Raw genomic sequence first — 16,666 nt, 5'->3', positions numbered from 1 at the left:
TCAGCCCCTTCGTTGAAGTCCCAGCCAGCTTAGAGCCCGGACCACCGGCCCAGGGCCACGAGCGGCCAGCGCCTCGCGCGCCCCCGGCTCGCGTTTGGCGAACGACAACAACATGCCAAGCGCGGCGAGGGTGGGCAACAGGGCGGAACCACCGTAGGACACCAAAGGCAACGGGATGCCGGTGATGGGCAGGATACCGATGACGGCGCCCATGTTCACGATGGCTTGTCCCGCTACCCACGCCACCACCGCGGCCGATGACAGCCGGATGAACGGATCGGTGGTGCGCGAGGCCACCCGCAGGCCCGCGTAGCCCAGCAGGCCGAAGAGGGCGACCACGGCCAGGGTGCCCATGAGGCCGAGTTCCTCGCCCAGGATCGAGAAGATGAAGTCGCTCTCGCCGTGGGGCAGCCAGTTCCACTTCTGGCGGCTGGCGCCCAGGCCCAGGCCGAACCAGCCGCCCGAGCCCATCGCGATCTGGCCCTGGACGGCCTGGTAGCCGTCGCCCTGCGGGTCGTCCCACGGCGCCAGGAAGGAGGTGATGCGGTCGAGGCGGTACGGCTCCACCCAGATCATGACCAGCGCGGCGAAGACCACCACCGACAGGATGCCGCCGAACAGCTTGATCGGCGCGCCCACCACCCACAGCAGCGCCAGGAAGATCATCATCAGCACCAGGGTGGTGCCCAGGTCGCGCCCGAGCATGACCAGCACGGCCAGCAGCGCCACGCCGGGCAGGAGCGGCAGCAGCAGCTGCCGCCACTCGATGCGCCCCATCCTGGCCCGTCGCGCGAGGATGTCGGCGCCCCAGAGCGCCAGGCCCAGCTTGGCCGGCTCCGAGGGCTGGATGGTCAGCGAGCCGATGTAGATCCACCGCTGCGCGCCCAGCTCGGAGGAGCCGATGAACAGCACCATGACCAGGGCCAGGATCGACAGCGCCATGAGCGGGTAGCCCGCCCACTTGAAGAACTTGTGCGGCAGCCGCGAGCACACCCACATCAGCAGCAGGCCGAGCGCGGCCGAGAACGACTGCTTGATGAACCACGAGAACGGGCTGCCGGTCAGCTGCAGCGCCTCGATGCTGGAGGCCGACAGGACCATCATCAGGCCCAGCGCCAGCAGCAGCGAGCTGCAGCCGATGATCAGGTAGTAGCTGGTCAGCGGCCGGTCGAGCAGGTCGCGCAGCACGCCGAACTGCTCGCGTCCCCAGCTGACCGGGCCCTCCTGCGCCCGCCGCGCGCGCTCGCCGGCGCCGCTGGTGGTGGTCACGCGCCGGCCTTCAGCGCCCGTACGGCACGCGCGAAGGCCTCCCCACGGGCGGGGTAGTTGGCGAACATGTCAAGGGAGGCTCCGGCGGGAGCCAGCAGCACGGTGTCCCCAGGGGAGGCGAGCCGGGCGGCTTCGGCGACGACACGGTCCATCACACCAGTGTCGCGCTCGGCGATGTCGACCACCGGGACATTCGGCGCGTGTCGCGCCAGCGCCTCGGCGATCCTGCCCCGGTCGACCCCGATCAGCACGACGCCGCGCAGCCGCGGGGCCGCCTGCCGTACGAGCTCGTCGACGTCGGCGCCCTTGAGCTGGCCGCCCGCCACCCACACGATCGAGCGGTAGGCGCTCAGCGCGGCCGCGGCGGCGTGCGGGTTGGTGGCCTTGGAGTCGTCGACGTAGTCGACCTCGCCGACGCGCTCCACGTGCGCCAGGCGGTGCGGGTCGGGGCGGAAGTCGAGCAGTCCCTGGCGTACGGCCTCGGCCGGCACGCCGAGCGAGCGGGCCAGGGCCGCGGCGGCCAGGGCGTTGGCCACGTTGTGCGGCGCGAAGGGCCTGACGTCGGCCAGCGTGGCGAGCTCCACCGCCTCGCGCGGGTCGTCGACGAACGCCCGGTCGACCAGCAGCTCCTCGACCAGGCCGACCTCGCCGGGCCGCGGCACCTCCAGCGTGAAGCCCACCCTGCGGGGGTACGGCTCGGCGAGCGCCGCCACGCGCGGGTCGTCGGCGTTGTAGATCACGACCTGGGCACGGTCGAAGATGCGCTGCTTGGCCTTGGCGTACTCCTCCATCGACCCGTGCCAGTCGAGGTGGTCGGGCGCGAGGTTGAGTATCGCCGCGGCGTGCGGGGACAGGCTGTCGCTGTAGTGCAGCTGGAAGCTCGACAGCTCCACGGCCAGCACGTCGTACGGCTCGCCGACGGCCTCCACCACGGGCACGCCGACGTTGCCCACGGCGGCGGCCTTGTGGCCGGCGGCCAGCAGCATCGAGGTGAGCATGCGCACCGCGGTCGTCTTGCCGTTGGTGCCGGTCAGCGCCAGCCACGGCGCGGCCTGGCCCTCGCGCAGCCGCCAGGCCAGCTCGACCTCGCCGACGACCTCGACGCCGCGCTCCAGCGCTGCGGCGATCAGCGGGTGGTGGGGCGCCCAGCCGGTGGTGATCAGCCTGGAGGCGTCGCCGGGCAGCTCCTGGCTGCCCAGGCGCACCTCGACGCCGAGCCGTTCGAGCGCCTCGGCGGCCAGGCGCTGCGCGTCGGTGTCGAGGCCCTCCACTACCACGACGCGCTCGCCCCGCTCGGCCAGCGCGCGGGCGGCGGCCGTGCCGGAGACCCCGAGCCCCGCCACGCACGTCACGGTCATTTGGGCATCCACTCCACGTAGAACAGGCCCATGCCGACGGCGGCCCACAGGGCGGCGATGAGCCAGAACCGGACCACGATGGTGGTCTCGGCCCAGCCCTTGAGCTCGAAGTGGTGCTGGAGCGGCGCCATGCGGAAGACCCGTTTGCCCGTCATCTTGAAGAAGCCCACCTGGATGATCACCGACATCGTGATCATGACGCAGAGGCCGGCGAGGATGATCAGCAGCAGCTGGGTGCGGGTGCAGATGGCCAGACCGGCCACCACGCCGCCCAGAGCCAGCGAGCCGGTGTCGCCCATGAAGATCTTGGCGGGCGGGGCGTTCCACCACAGGAAGCCGATGAGCGCGCCCAGCACCGAGGCGGCCACCACCGCCAGGTCGAGCGGGTCGCGCACCATGTAGCAGTTGGGGCCGAGCTGGTCGATGCAGTTGTTGCGCAGCTGCCAGTTGCCGATCAGCACGTAGGCGGCCAGCACGGTGGCGGTCGCGCCCGAGGCCAGACCGTCGAGACCGTCGGTCAGGTTCACCGCGTTGGAGAAGCCGACGATCATGATCAGGACCCAGATGGTGAAGCCGATGAGCCCGATCGAGGGGCCGAAGTCGCGCAGGAACGACAGGCGGGTCTCGGCGGGGGTGATGCCGTAGGGGTCGGGGAAGTTGGTCACCAGGACCGCGAAGACCGCGCCGACGATCAGCTGCCCGAGCGCCTTGGCGCCGCTGCGCAGGCCCAGGCTGCGCTGCTTGTAGATCTTGATGAAGTCGTCGAGGAAGCCGACCAGGCCCAGGCCGGTCATCAGGAACAGCACCAGGCCGCCGCTGATGGTCGGCGGGTCCCACATCGCCAGGTGGGAGGCTCCGTAGGCCAGCAGCGCGGCCAGCACGAAGACGATGCCGCCCATGGTGGGCGTGCCCTTCTTGCCCAGGTGGGCCTGGACGCCGTCTTCGCGGACCTGCTGGCCGTAGTTCTTCCGGCTCAGCAGCCGGATCGCCAGGGGGGTGCCGAGCATCGACAGGATGAGGCCGACGGCTCCGGCGATGATGATGTTGGTCACTGGGCGGCACCCCCGAGCAGGAGCGCGGCCGTGCGTTCGAGCCCCATCGCCCTGGGGCCCTTCACCAGGACCACGTCACCGGGCCTGAGCCAGGCGGTCAGCTGGGTGGCGGCGGCCTGGGCGTCGGGGACGTGGACGACCTCGACCCTGGGGGCGTAATCGGGCAGGGCGGCAGGCGCCGGAGCTGGCGCCTCTGCTGCGGTCGACACGGTGGGCGCGGTGGGCGCGGTGGGCGCGGCGGGCGCGGGAGCCTCGGCCGCGGTCGCCGCGGTGGACGCGGTGGACACGGTGGACGCGGTGGACGCGGTGGACGCGGCCGCCGACAGGGCGCCCTGCAGCACCGGCTCGGCGTCGGGTCCCGCCACCACCAGGCCGGTCAGCCCGCTGCCCCCGGCCAGCCGGCCGAGCTCCTCGTTCAGCGCGGGAGAGTCGTCGCCCAGCTCGCGCAGCGCGGCGATGACCGCGAAGCGGCGTCGGCCGCGCCCGAGCGACTCCAGGGCGGAGAAGGCCGCGCGCATGGAGTCGGGGTTGGCGTTGTAGGCGTCGTTGACGACCGTGACGCCGTCGGGCCGCTCGGTGACCTCCATGCGCCACCTGCTGCGCGGCTCTGCGGCCGACAGCTCGCGGGCGATGGTGGCCACGGGCAGCCCCAGCTCCCAGCCGACCGCGGCGGCGGCGAGCACGTTGGAGACCGAGTGCCTGCCGTACAGGCTCAGAGAGACCGGTGCCGACCCGGAGGGCGTCACCAGGGTGAAGGAGGCCCGGCCCGACGGGTCGAGGACCACGTCGACGGCGCGCACGTGGGCGTCGGGCGACTCCCCGAACCAGGTGACCCGGGCGGAGGTGCGCGACGCCATCTCGCGCACCAGCGGATCGTCGTGGTTCAGCACCGCGACGCCGCCCGACGGGAGCGCCTCGACGAGCTCGCCCTTGGCCTTGGCGATGGCCTCCTTGCCGCCGAAGACGCCCAGGTGGGCGGTGCCGACGTTGAGCACCACGCCGATGGACGGCGGGGCGATGCGGGCCAGGAAGGCGATGTGACCGGTGTTGCGGGCGCTCAGCTCCAGCACCAGGTAGCGGGTGTCGGCGTCGGCGCGCAGCACCGTGAGCGGGTGGCCGATCTCGTTGTTGTAGCTGCCGACCGGCGCGATGGTCGGCCCGGCGAGCTCGGTCAGCCGGCCGATGAGGTCCTTGGTGGTGGTCTTGCCCGCCGACCCGGTCACCCCGACGACGGTGGCGGCGGGCAGCGAGGCGGCGACCACCGAGGCCAGGTCGGCCAGCGCGGTCACGGGATCGGGCACGATGATCGACGGAGCCTCGACGGGCCGGGCGGCCAGGACGGCCACCGCGCCGGAGCGGACGGCCTCGGCCGCGAAGTCGTGGCCGTCGACCCGCTCGCCGCGGATGGCCACGAACAACGATCCCGGCTCGACGGCACGGGAGTCGGTGACGACCGGGCCGCGCACGACGGCCCGGGGGTCCGCTGTCCCCGACAGAGCGCCGGAGGTGATCTCGGCGATCCGCGCCAGCGGCATCGGGATCATGGAACTACCTTCCTGAGTGCTTCGGCGACGACCTCGCGGTCGTCGAACGGGATCACCTCGCCGGCGATGTACTGGCCCTGTTCGTGCCCCTTGCCCGCCACGACGACGACGTCGCCCTGCCGGGCTCCGGCGATCGCCAGGCCGATGGCCGCGCGCCGGTCCGGCTCCACGACCACGTGGGCTCGCTCGGCGCTCGGCACGCGCAGTGCTCCGTCCATCATGGCGACAAGGATGGCCAGCGGGTCCTCCGAGCGGGGGTTGTCGCTGGTGAAAATGGCCACATCGGCCAGGCGGGCGGCGGCCTCGCCCATCAGCGGGCGCTTGCCGCTGTCGCGGTCTCCCCCGCAGCCGAGCACCACGGTCAGGCGGGCGGTGGTGACCTCGCGCAGCGCGCTCAGCACCGACTCGACCGCGCCCGGCTTGTGGGAGTAGTCGACGATCGCCTGGAACGGGTGGCCTGGCTCGGTGATGCGCTCCATGCGGCCCGGCACCCCCCGCATGCCGCCGACGCCGGTGACGGCCGCCTGCAGCGGCACCCCGGCCTCGACCAGGGCCACGATCGCGCCCAGCGCGTTGGCGACGTTGAACGGGCCGGGCAGGGCCACCTCGACGTCGGCCTCGATGCCGCCGGGGCCGAGCACGCGGAAGGCCGAGCCGTCCGCGCCCAGCCGGACGCCGACCGCCCGCCAGTCGGCCTCCTCCGAGCCCGACGGCGAGAACGTGGTCATCGGCACCTTGGCGACCCGCAGCAGCTCGCGGCCGTGGGCGTCGTCGAGGTTGGTCACGCCGACGCGGCTGAACTCCGGCTGGAAGAGCCTGGCCTTGGTGAGGAAGTAGTCGTCGAGGTCCTTGTGGAAGTCGAGGTGGTCCTGCGACAGGTTGGTGAACAGCGCCACGTCGTAGAACAGGCCGTCGACCCTGCCGAGCGCCAGCGCGTGGCTGGAGACCTCCATCGTGGCCGCGCTCACCCCGCGCTCGCGCATCAGGGCGAACAGGCCGTGCAGCTCGGAGGCCTCGGGCGTGGTCAGGCGCGGCGCGAACTCCAGGTCGCCGGCGTGGATCTCGACGCCGCCGATCAGGCCGGTGGTGTGGCCGGCCGCGCGCAGTCCCGCCTCCAGCATGAAGGTGGAGGTGCTCTTGCCGCTGGTGCCGGTGACGCCGATGGCGGCGATCTCGTGGGCCGGCTGGCCGTACACCCAGGAGGCGATCTGGCCGAGCATGGCGCGCGGGTCGGGCACGATCAGGACGGGCAGGCCGGTGCGCGCGGCGTCGTCGTGGCCCGCCGGGTCGGTCAGGACGGCGGCGGCGCCGTGGGACATCGCCTCGGCGGAGAAGGCGGCGCCGTGTGCCACGTTGCCGGGGAGCGCCACGTAGAGGTCGCCGCGTCGCACCTTGCGCGAGTCGATCGAGACCCCGGTGATGGCGGCGTGCGGCGAGCGGGAGGTGTCGGCGTCGAGCATGGTCGCCAGCCCGCTCAGCGGGCGCGGCGGGTTGTCGGCGGGGCGCATGGGCCGGTCGGCGACGGGCGCGGCGGCACCGGCCGAGCCCGAAGCGGCCGAACCTGAAGCGGCCGAACCAGAAGCGGCCGAGCTCGCGGACGGTGCCGTGGCGGCTCGGGAGGTGGGACCGGACACGACGTCGTCGGCGTGGTGAGCGGGCACGCCCGAGCCCGCCTCGGCCGCCGCTCTGGCGGCTTGGGCGTCTCTGGCGGACCCGGCGCGGTCGGTGTTGGACGGGGAGAGCACGGCGAGAGCGTACCTTCCCCGCTCATCCTGCGGCGCGTGTCGCGCCGGAGGGTGGAATCTTCTTGCTCTTGATCGCGAAGGTCATGACGTCCTTGAAGACCGGCGCGGCGATCTGCCCGCCGAAGTGGCCCACCGTGGGGTTCTGCAGCACCGACAGGACCACCAGCTGCGGAGCGTCGGCCGGGCTGAAGCCGACGAACGAGGCGGTGTAGCCCTTGTAGTCGCCGATGGCGGCGTCGTAGCGGTTGGCGGTGCCGGTCTTGCCCGCCACCCGGTAGCCCGGGATGGCCGCGGCCTGGCCGGTGCCCTCCGCTCCGACGGCTCCTTCGAGCATGCCGGTGAGCTGCTTGGCCGTCGCGTCGCTGACCACCCTGGTCTGCTGACCGGGAGCGGCAGGGACGAACGCGCCCGACTCGTCGGTCTGCCCGGCGATCAGTTGCGGCTCGATGCGCACGCCGCCGTTGGCGATGGTCTGGTAGACGCTGGCCATCTGCAGCGCCGTGACCGACACGCCCTGGCCGTAGGCGATCGTGCAGCTCTGGCTGCCCGACCATTTCTGGTGGTCGGGCAGGATGCCCGCCTCCTCGCCGGGGATGCCGCCGCCGGGCCTGCTGCCGAAGCCGAAGGCCTTCAGCATGGCGTGCAGGCGCTCGTTGCCGATCTTTCTGGCGGCCTGGACGACGGCGGTGTTGCTCGACTGCGACATCGCCTTCTGGAAGGTCATCTTCTCGGTGGGGTGCGGGTGGGAGTCGCGCAGCACCTTGTCGAAGCACTTGATCTTGTCGGCGACCGTCAGGGTCGTGTCGGGCCGCATGACGCCGCTCTCCAGCGCCGCGGCGGCCGTGATGACCTTGTTGGTGCTGCCCGGCTCGAAGACCTCGGCGGCGGCGCGGTTGACGTAGAGCGAGCTCGGCGCCCTGCCCCAGTTGCTCAGGTCGACCTCGGGCGCGTTGGCCATGGCCAGCACGTGGGCGTCCTTGACCGACATCACGATGACCGTGCCGCTGTCGGCCTTGGTGGCGGCGACCTGCTCGGCGATGGCCTTCTGCGCGGCCCACTGGATGTCGCGGTCGATGGTCAGGCGGATGTCGCGCCCGTCGACCGAGGGCTTGCGCTGGCTGCTGGTCATCGGGATGCGCTGGCCGTCGCGGCCGATCTCCACCCGCTGGGTGCCGTCCTGTCCGGCGAGCAGGGTGTTCTTGGCCGCCTCCAGGCCCGACAGGCCAGCCCCGTCGGAGCCGACGAAGCCGATGACGCTTCCGGCCAGCTCCTTGGCGGGGTACATGCGCTTGTAGTGCTTCTTGGCCGAGACGGTCGGCAGGTCGAGCTTGAGCACCGCGTCGGCCACCAGCGGCTCGATGTCCTTGGCGATGCGCTGGTAGCGCGTGGTGGTCTTGGCCAGCTTGGCCATGATGTCGGCCTCGGGCACGCCGAGGGCGGCGGCGAGCTTCTTCGCCACCTCGGGCCGCTTGGCCGGGACGATCTTGGAGGGGTCGAGGGAGATCTCGCGCGCCTCCACGGTCAGCGCCAGCGGGTTGCCGTTGACGTCAGCGATCGTGCCGCGCTTGGCGGGGATGTCCTCGGTGCGCACCCGGTTGGCGGCGCCGGCGGCCTCGTAGACCTTGGAGTCGAGGCCCTGCATCTGGATCAGGCGGCCCGCGAAGATCGACAGGATGAAGGCCATGGCGATGACGCCGATCTTGATGCGCCGGCGCGGGTTGCCCAGGCGCAGCACCATCGGCGGGCGCGGCGGCTGCGGGGGCCTCGGGGGCGGCGGCTTGCGTCCGGGCGGGCCGGGACGCCTGACGCCCTCGCGCTGCTGGCTGGCGCCGCGGGGGCGCGGCACGCCGAGGCCGGGCGCACTGCTCTCGCCGTCACGCCCGGCGGGGCCTCGCCTGGCCGAGCGGTTGCGCCCTTCGTCGGCGGAGCGGCTGCGGCTCCCGCGCGACGGAGGGGCCTCGTCGGTCTCGTCGTCGTCGAACCGGCCCCGACGAGCGCCGTCGCCGTCGTCGTCACGGCCCTGCCTGCCACGCCGTACGGAGTCGGTCTCCTCGTCACGCCCCTGCCTACCACGTCGCACAGGATCGGTCTCGTCATCGCGGCCCTGCCTGCCACGCCGTACAGGATCGGTCTCGTCATCGCGGCCCTGCCTGCCTCGCCGTACGGAGTCGGTCTCGTCGGCGGGGCGGCGGTCGGCGGGGTTGCGGCGGTCGCGGCTGCGCGGCGGCTCGAAGCGCGGCAGGTCGATCGGGTCCGGCGGCGTGGGCCGGCGGCGCGGTGGTTCCTCGGGACCCGGGCGGCCCGCCCCCTCGGAGCGGGCGGCTCCCCCGGTCGCACCGGGGCGCCCTGACCGGCCCGGGCCGCCCGGGCCACGTCGAACGGCGCCTGACCCTCCCGGAGAGCCGGCGCCGCCTGAACTGCGGCCGGGGCCCTGGCCCCGGCCGCCGGAGTCTCTCACCGACCGTTACCCAGCCAGTTGATGCCCTCGTCGGGTGTCATGCCCTGTCCCTCGGCGCGCTTGGCGACCTCGCCGGGCAGCTGCTGCTCGTAGACCTCGCGCTCCAGCGACGCCTTCTGCAGCTTGGCGGTGGCGATCTCCTCCTGAAGCTGCGTGGCGGTGATGGAGTCGCGGGCCAGGACGGTGTTGAGCAGGAGCAGGCTGACGAGCCCGCCGAGCATGAGTCCGACGACGAGCAGCACGAACGGCGTGCGCTGCTTGCGGGTGATGCCGGGGCGGCGCGCCTGCGAGGGCACGCGGCGCGGCTGCGCTGCGACGCGCGGCCGGGGAACCGCACTGCTCGCGGGCCGCGCCGCGCGGCTCCTGGGCATGGTGCCACCGCTGCCCCGCTGGGGTCTGATCTCCTGCTCAGTCCTCGTCAAGTCGGATCCTCTCTGCCGCCCGCATCCGGGCCGAGGCGGCCCGCGGATTGCGGGCCACCTCTTCGTCCGTGGGGAGCTCCGCTCCCCTCGTCAGGAGGCGGAACCGAGGCTGGTGCGCCGGGAGCGGCACCGGCAGCCCGGGCGGGCTGGTGTCCTTGGTTCGCGCCGTGAGGGCCTGCTTGGCCAGCCGGTCCTCGAGGGAGTGGTAGGAGAGCACGACGACCCTCCCGCCGAGCGCCAGCGCGTCGAGGGAGGCGGGGAGCGCCGCTTCTAGAGCGCTCAGCTCCGCGTTGACCTCGATGCGCAACGCTTGGAAAGTCCGCTTCGCGGGGTTGCCCCCCGTCCGTCGAGTGGCCGCGGGAATCGCCGAACGAACGATCTCCGCCAGCCGCAAAGTCGACGTTATGGCCTCCTTGGCCCTTTCTTGCACGATTAGGCCCGCGACACGCTGTGCGAACCGTTCCTCCCCGTAATCGCGAAGGATGCGCACGAGCTCGGGAGCGGAGTACGTGTTGACGATCACCTCGGCGGTGAGCTCCTGCGTGGAGTCCATCCGCATGTCGAGCGGAGCGTCATAGGAATAGGCGAACCCGCGCCCCGCCTCGTCGAGCTGCGGCGAGGAGACGCCCAGGTCGAAGAGCACACCGTTGATCGTCTTACGGCCGGCGTCGGCCAGCACGGCCGGCAGCTCGTCGGACGTCGCGTGCACGAGCGTGGCGCGGTCGGCGTACGGCGCGAGCCTGCGCGTGGAGTGCTCGATCGCGAAAGGGTCGCGGTCGATGCCGATCAGGTGGAGACCGGGGTGCGCGGCGAGCAGCGCCTCGGAGTGGCCGCCCAGGCCCAGGTTGGCGTCGACGACGACGGCGCCTGGCGCCTCGAGCGCGGGAGCCAGCAGCTCCAGCACGCGCTCCAGCAGCACGGGAACGTGCACGCTCTCGCTCATCGTCGAACCCCCCTCTCGCGGCTGGCCACATTCGTCGGCGAACAGCCCGGAACCCCCACCTTGTGTACTTTCGCCGACCCGGTGCCGTCCGGCCAGGTCCCCATCCGCATCCTCTGCTGGCGCCGACCCACCTGACACCGGGGAAGGTGCATCAGCTGGAAGGCGCACGGTTGCGGCTGGAGACCTCGCCGAACGACATCACCGACGGCCGGCCGCCTGGGGCGGCCTCATCTGCTAGAGAATCCCTGGCAGCACCTCCTCGGACAGATCAGCGAACGCCTGTTCCTGCTCGTTGAGGTAGGTGTCCCAGGCCGCCGAGTCCCAGATCTCGAGCCGGGTGTTGGCACCGATGACCACGCAGTCACGTTCCAGGCCGGCGTACTGGCGCAGGCTCTGCGGGATCGTGATGCGTCCCTGCTTGTCGGGTGTCTCGTCGGAAGCGCTGGCGAACAGGACACGGCTGTAGTCGCGTACCGCCTTGGCCGTCACGGGCGCAGTGCGGAGAGCCTCGGTAATGCGCTGGAACTCCTCTACGGGAAAGACGTAGAGGCATCGCTCCTGGCCCTTGGTGATCACAAGACCCTCCGCCAGCTCCTCGCGGTACTTAGCCGGCAGGAACAGCCGTCCCTTGTCGTCAAGGCGCGGTTGGTGGGTGCCGAGGAACATCGCCTCCCACCTCCCACGCCTTGTGAAGTGTCAGTACTGGCGCACTGGCCCTCCACTGCGCACCACCATACTCCACTTCTCTCCACCGTCAACTGATTCCAATCCAGTTCAGAGCCACTTGACACAACGTTTCCGCAGGTCAAAGCGGTGGAGCGGAGTGGAGGGCGTGGAGGGGCCCGACAGGGTGCTGGGCGTGTCGCGCATGGCGGAAAGTCAACGCCCGCCGCCGTTCCCGGACTGCGGGGCGACACGGGTGGGGGAAAAGTGGGGCGCCACGTCACGGGATTGGCACGTCTATGCGACAAGAACCGAACCCATCACCACGACACTGAGTGTTCTGTCCGAATGTTCGGCAAAAGTCGCTTGCGAACCCGCCGCGTCGTAGGGTCGGTACACACAATGGAAATGGAATGGTATGGCTCCCGCAAATAGCACCCCCGCGCGGGAAAGCCTTCACATCTCTCATGGAGGCCTGGTGGCAGTAACCCATGACGTCCCGCCTCAGCTCGATGAGCTGGTGTCCACCGCTCACCGCATTCGGCAGGCGATCGAATCGGTGATCGAGGGCAAGAGCGACGCCGTCCGCCTCACCGTGACCGTCATGCTCGCCGAGGGCCACCTCCTCATCGAGGACGTGCCGGGCGTGGGCAAGACGATGCTGGCCAAGGCCTTGGCGCGCTCCATCGACTCGTCGGTGCGGCGCGTGCAGTTCACCCCCGACCTGCTGCCCAGCGACATCACCGGGGTCAGCGCGTACAACCAGCAGACGCGGGAGTTCGAGTTCAAGCCGGGCCCGATCTTCGCCAACATCGTGGTGGGCGACGAGATCAACCGGGCCTCGCCGAAGACCCAGTCGGCGCTGCTGGAGTGCATGGAGGAGCACCAGGTCACCGTCGACGGCGTGACCTACGAGCTCGAGACCCCGTTCATGGTCATCGCCACGCAGAACCCCATCGAGATGGAGGGCACCTACCCCCTTCCCGAGGCCCAGCGCGACCGCTTCACCGCGCGCGTGGCCATGGGCTACCCCGAGCCCGCCGCCGAGCTGGAGATGCTCGACGTGCACGGCGGCACCTCGCCGATCGACAAGCTGCAGCCGGTCGCCACCACCGCGGAGGTGAAGGCGCTGATCGAGGCGGTGCGCGGCGTCTACGTCTCGCAGGCGGTCAAGAAGTACGCCATCGACCTGGTCGTGGCCACCCGCCACTCCCCCGACCTGCGCCTGGGCGCCTCGCCGCGCTCGACACTGCAGCTGATCAGGGCCGCGCGCGCCCACGCGGCGCTGTCCAACCGCGACTACGTCATCCCCGACGACCTGCAGGAGCTGGCGGTGCCGGTGCTGGCCCACCGGCTGCTGCCCAGCGTCGAGGCGCACGGCCAGCGCCGTACCCCCGACCAGGTCGTCTCCGAGCTGATCCGGCGCGTGCCGGTTCCGGAGACCCGGGGCCGATGAGAGCCGGCACGGCGAGGACCCCGACACGGAGGGCCGGGTCATGAGAGCAGGACTGAGCGCTCTCACCTCACGCGGCCGCTCCTTCCTCGCGGCGGGGGTGGCCGCCCTGCTCATGGCGGTGCTGCTGGGCGAGCACGATCTGCTGCGCATCGGCGTGCTGATCGCCGCCCTGCCGCTGCTGGCGGCGATGGTGGTGGCGCGGACCAGGTACCGCCTGTCCTGCGCGCGGCGGTTGTCGCCCGCGCGGGTCGAGGCGGGCGGCGAGACCACGGTGACGCTGCGCCTGGAGAACGTCACCAGGCTGCCCACCGGGCTGCTGCTGATCGAGGACACCGTCCCGTACGCCCTGGGCGTGCGTCCGCGGTTCGTGCTCGACCGGGTGGAGGCGCGCGGCATCCGCGAGATCGACTACCGGGTCCGCTCCGACCTGCGGGGCCGCTTCTCCATCGGCCCGCTGGTCGTACGGATCACCGACCCCTTCGGGCTGGTGGAGCTGACCCGTGCCTTCACCATCACCGACACGCTCACGGTCACGCCCCAGGTGCTCTCGCTGCCCCACGTGCGGCTGTCGGGCGAGTGGACGGGCGGCGGCGACAGCCGTACCCGGTCGGTGGCGGCGGCCGGCGACGACGACGTGGCGCCTCGCGAATACCGGCAGGGCGACGACCTGCGGCGGGTGCACTGGCGCTCGACCGCGCGGCACGGCGAGCTGATGGTGCGCCGCGAGGAGCAGCAGTGGCAGAGCCGCGGCGCGCTCCTGCTCGACACCCGCCGCTACGCCCACCGCGGCGAGGGCCCGCGCTCCTCGTTCGAGGTGGCGGTCTCGGCGGCGGCCTCGATCGGCGTGCACCTGGCGCGCGAGGGCCTGGGCCTGCGGCTGGTCACCGACCAGGGCGCCGAGCACCTGACCGACAGCGGCGGGTCCCACTCGCTGCTCGACACGCTGGCCGTGGTCAAGGGCAGCCCCAACCGCTCGCTCGACATGGGCATCTCCGCGCTGCGGCAGGACGGCGGCGACGGGCTGATCGTGGCGGTGCTGGGCTCGCTGGACCCCGAGGAGGCCAGGGACCTGGCCAAGCTGCGCCACGGCGGCGTCACGGGCGTGGCCGTCCTGCTGGACGTCGAGTCGTGGGACGTGCGCTCGTACGGCTCGGCGGAGAACTACCAGACGGTGACGAACCTGATGGCGGGGTTCGGCTGGCGCATCGTCAGGCTGCCCGCGGGCGCCTCCATCGCCAATGTCTGGCCCGACGCGGCCAACAAGAACCGTTTCACGCTGACGGGAGGTGCGGCATGAGGCTCTCGCTGGCGTCGGCCGTGGCCACGTTCGCCGTGGCGATCGTGCTCTACCCGCTGCTTTCGGGCGGCGGCTGGTTCTGGGGCGCTCTCGGAGCCGTGGCGGTGGTGTTCGGCGCGAGCGTGCTGTCGGGCAAGCTCGCCCTGCCCGCCTGGGCGGCGCCGTTCGTCGGCGTGCTGGCGATGCTGCTCTACATCACCGCCGTCTTCACCGGCACCAAGGCCTGGGCGCTGCTCTTCCCGACCACCGACTCCATCCCGCACCTGGCCAAGCTGTACGCCGCGGGCTGGACCGACATCCAGCGGTTCGCCGCTCCCGTGCCCTCGAACACGGGCGTGTCGCTGCTGACCACCACGGGCGTGGGCGGCATCGCGATCATCGTCGACCTGCTGGCCACGCGCCTGCGCCGGGCGGCGCTGGCGGGGCTGCCGCTGCTGGCGCTGGTCACCGTGCCGGCGACGATCCTCAGCGACCCGATCGGCTGGCCGTCGTTCATCATCGCCGCGCTCGGCTTCACCGGCCTGCTCATCGCCGACGGACGCGAGCGTATCGGCCACTGGGGACGCGCGGTGCTGGTGCGCAGGACGCGGCACGCCACCTCGGGCCCGCGTGACACCGCCGACACCCGCGGGCTGCGGCTGTCGGGCAAGCGCATCGGGTTCGCCGCGATCGGCGTGGCGCTGGTGCTGCCGGCGCTGGTGCCGACGATGGAGCCCTTCCAGCCGTTCACCTTCGGCGTGGGCGGCTCGGGCCGGGGCGACGGCGGCAACTCCATCACCATCCCCGACCCGGTGGCCGGTCTGAAGGGCCAGTTGCAACTGCCGGAGAAGCGCACGGTGCTGACCTACTCCAACAGCGACAACCAGCCCAGGTACCTGCGGATCTACTCGCTCGACGTCTTCGACGGCGAGCAGTTCCGCATGACGCCGCCCAAGGGCGCGCCGGAGAACAGGACCGAGAACGGCCCGCTCCCCCGACCGCCGGGCCTGGGTGACAGCACCCCGGTGCAGGAGGTCAACACCAAGATCCAGATCAGCGAGGAGGTCGAGGACCTCCGGTTCCTGCCGACCCCCTACCCGGCCTCCCAGGTGCGGGCCGACGGCGACTGGCGTGCCGACGTCGGCAGCCTGATGGTCTTCACCACCGAGGAGGACGCCTCGGGCATGGAGTACGAGGTCTCCAGCATCGAGCCGAAGCCCACGCCGGAGCTGCTGGCCGCCTCCCAGCCGGCCGCGGCCGACCGGGTGGACCAGAAGCTGCTGGAGCTGCCGCCCGGCTTCCCGCAGGAGATCAGGGACCTGGCCGACTCGACCACCTCCAAGGCCAAGAACCAGTACGAAGCGGCCACCATGATCCAGGAGCTGTTCACCGACAAGACGAACGGCTTCACCTACAGCCTGCAGACGCAGGGGCAGAACAACAACGCCCTGGTCGACTTCCTGATCTACAGCAAGACCGGCTACTGCGAGCAGTACGCGGCCGCGATGGCGCTGCTGGCCCGCGCGGTGGGCATCCCCGCCAGGGTGGCCATCGGCTACACCGGCGGCAGCAAGGTCGAGAACGGCTTCCAGGTCACGACCGCCGACATGCACGCCTGGCCGGAGCTGTACTTCGAGGGCGCCGGCTGGCTGGCCTTCGAGCCCACCCCGACGGCCTCCGCGCCGCTGGGCCAGGGCACCGCCCGGGTTCCCGGTTACACGGTGCGCCCGACGGAGCAGAGCTCCAACCCGAGCGGTCCCGACAACACGGTCAACCCTGAGGTCGGCGAGGTGCCGACCCTGAACCCCAACGCCCTGCGCAACATCCGCGAGCTGGAGCAGGACCGGCTGGCGGGCAACGGCAGCCTCATGGTCGAGGAGGGCATGCCGCTCTGGGGCAAGATCGGGCTGGGCGCGGCGGCGTTGCTGCTGCTCCTGCTCGTCCCGGCCGCCATGCGCCTGGTCACCAGGAGCAGGCGGGTGCGGTCGCTGTCGTGGAAGGTCTCGGGCCCGTCGGACGAGGTGACGGCCAGGACCGCGCGGGTCAGCCCGCCGGTGGCGGCCGCGTGGGCCGAGCTCGACGACGTGCTGTGCGACTACGGCATGGCCAGGCAGCCCAGCGAGACGCCCAGGGCGCTGGCCAGGCGGCTGACCGAGCAGCTGGAGTTCGACGCCGACGCGGCCACGGCCATCGCGGCGATCTCCACGGCGGTCGAGCGGGTGCTGTTCGCCCGCGAGCCCGGCGTCATCGACCCGCTCAAGCCGCATCTCAAGACGGTACGGCGGGCGCTGGCCGACACGGTGACGCGCGGCAGGCGGCTGAGGGCGGCGCTGCTGCCTCCCTCGACCATGCAGCGCATCCGAGGCCTGGGCGAGAAGCTGCTCGACGGCTTCGACCGGCTGGAGAACATCCGGCTGCGGCGCGGCGGCTCCGAGGAGGAGACGTCGTCGCGGGAGCTGGTCAACAGGTGACCGGCGGGC

The 16,666-nt window shown here is 71.9% G+C and carries 12 protein-coding genes; 3 read left to right on the top strand and 9 right to left on the bottom strand.

From position 1 onward, the window contains the following. From ftsW to mraZ, 9 genes are all read right to left on the bottom strand, one after another. The gene (gene ftsW, locus ACIBH1_RS08995) at nucleotides 1–1,269 is read right to left on the bottom strand and encodes a putative lipid II flippase FtsW (RefSeq protein WP_397313057.1); all 1,269 of its coding nucleotides are present in this window, start codon (nucleotides 1,267–1,269) and stop codon (nucleotides 1–3) included. Then, nucleotides 1,266–2,627 (bottom strand): UDP-N-acetylmuramoyl-L-alanine--D-glutamate ligase, encoded by a 1,362-nt coding sequence (gene murD / locus ACIBH1_RS08990; RefSeq protein WP_397313056.1) that lies wholly within the window; start codon nucleotides 2,625–2,627, stop codon nucleotides 1,266–1,268. Before murD ends, ftsW begins: the two co-directional genes overlap by 4 nt. Continuing rightward, nucleotides 2,624–3,679, bottom strand: a complete 1,056-nt coding sequence (gene mraY, locus ACIBH1_RS08985; protein WP_397313055.1) for a phospho-N-acetylmuramoyl-pentapeptide-transferase — start codon at nucleotides 3,677–3,679, stop codon at nucleotides 2,624–2,626. The genes murD and mraY overlap by 4 nt, the downstream gene beginning before the upstream one ends. Then, nucleotides 3,676–5,223, bottom strand: a complete 1,548-nt coding sequence (murF, locus tag ACIBH1_RS08980; protein ID WP_397313054.1) for a UDP-N-acetylmuramoyl-tripeptide--D-alanyl-D-alanine ligase — start codon at nucleotides 5,221–5,223, stop codon at nucleotides 3,676–3,678. Before murF ends, mraY begins: the two co-directional genes overlap by 4 nt. Then, nucleotides 5,220–6,731, bottom strand: a complete 1,512-nt coding sequence (locus tag ACIBH1_RS08975) for a UDP-N-acetylmuramoyl-L-alanyl-D-glutamate--2,6-diaminopimelate ligase (protein ID WP_397313108.1) — start codon at nucleotides 6,729–6,731, stop codon at nucleotides 5,220–5,222. The genes murF and ACIBH1_RS08975 overlap by 4 nt, the downstream gene beginning before the upstream one ends. Nucleotides 6,732–6,990: 259 nt before the next feature. Beyond that, nucleotides 6,991–9,426, bottom strand: coding sequence for a penicillin-binding transpeptidase domain-containing protein (locus tag ACIBH1_RS08970; RefSeq protein WP_397313053.1), 2,436 nt, complete (start codon nucleotides 9,424–9,426; stop codon nucleotides 6,991–6,993). Further along, nucleotides 9,423–9,848, bottom strand: coding sequence for a hypothetical protein (locus tag ACIBH1_RS08965; protein WP_397313052.1), 426 nt, complete (start codon nucleotides 9,846–9,848; stop codon nucleotides 9,423–9,425). Before ACIBH1_RS08965 ends, ACIBH1_RS08970 begins: the two co-directional genes overlap by 4 nt. After that, nucleotides 9,835–10,791 (bottom strand): 16S rRNA (cytosine(1402)-N(4))-methyltransferase RsmH, encoded by a 957-nt coding sequence (gene rsmH / locus ACIBH1_RS08960; protein ID WP_397313051.1) that lies wholly within the window; start codon nucleotides 10,789–10,791, stop codon nucleotides 9,835–9,837. Before rsmH ends, ACIBH1_RS08965 begins: the two co-directional genes overlap by 14 nt. A gap of 234 nt (nucleotides 10,792–11,025) precedes the next feature. Then, complete coding sequence (gene mraZ / locus ACIBH1_RS08955; protein WP_181608448.1) at nucleotides 11,026–11,457, bottom strand: division/cell wall cluster transcriptional repressor MraZ; 432 nt, start codon at nucleotides 11,455–11,457, stop codon at nucleotides 11,026–11,028. 415 nt (nucleotides 11,458–11,872) lie between these two features. Between mraZ and ACIBH1_RS08950 the strand changes: the two genes are divergently transcribed. Genes ACIBH1_RS08950 through ACIBH1_RS08940 form a run of 3 tightly spaced genes read left to right on the top strand, consistent with a single transcriptional unit; the run spans nucleotide 11,873 to nucleotide 16,657 of the window. Then, on the top strand, nucleotides 11,873–12,910 hold the full coding sequence (locus ACIBH1_RS08950; protein ID WP_397313050.1) for an AAA family ATPase: 1,038 nt from the start codon (nucleotides 11,873–11,875) through the stop codon (nucleotides 12,908–12,910). A gap of 40 nt (nucleotides 12,911–12,950) precedes the next feature. Beyond that, nucleotides 12,951–14,207, top strand: a complete 1,257-nt coding sequence (locus tag ACIBH1_RS08945; protein WP_397313049.1) for a DUF58 domain-containing protein — start codon at nucleotides 12,951–12,953, stop codon at nucleotides 14,205–14,207. Then, on the top strand, nucleotides 14,204–16,657 hold the full coding sequence (locus tag ACIBH1_RS08940; RefSeq protein ID WP_397313048.1) for a transglutaminaseTgpA domain-containing protein: 2,454 nt from the start codon (nucleotides 14,204–14,206) through the stop codon (nucleotides 16,655–16,657). The genes ACIBH1_RS08945 and ACIBH1_RS08940 overlap by 4 nt, the downstream gene beginning before the upstream one ends. Nucleotides 16,658–16,666 lie beyond the last annotated feature (9 nt).

The sequence above is a fragment of the Nonomuraea sp. NPDC050663 genome (genome assembly GCF_044456985.1).
Lineage (GTDB): Bacteria > Actinomycetota > Actinomycetes > Streptosporangiales > Streptosporangiaceae > Nonomuraea.
Note: the sequence above shows the minus strand (reverse complement) of the source record. Positions and strands in the feature narration are given on the sequence as shown.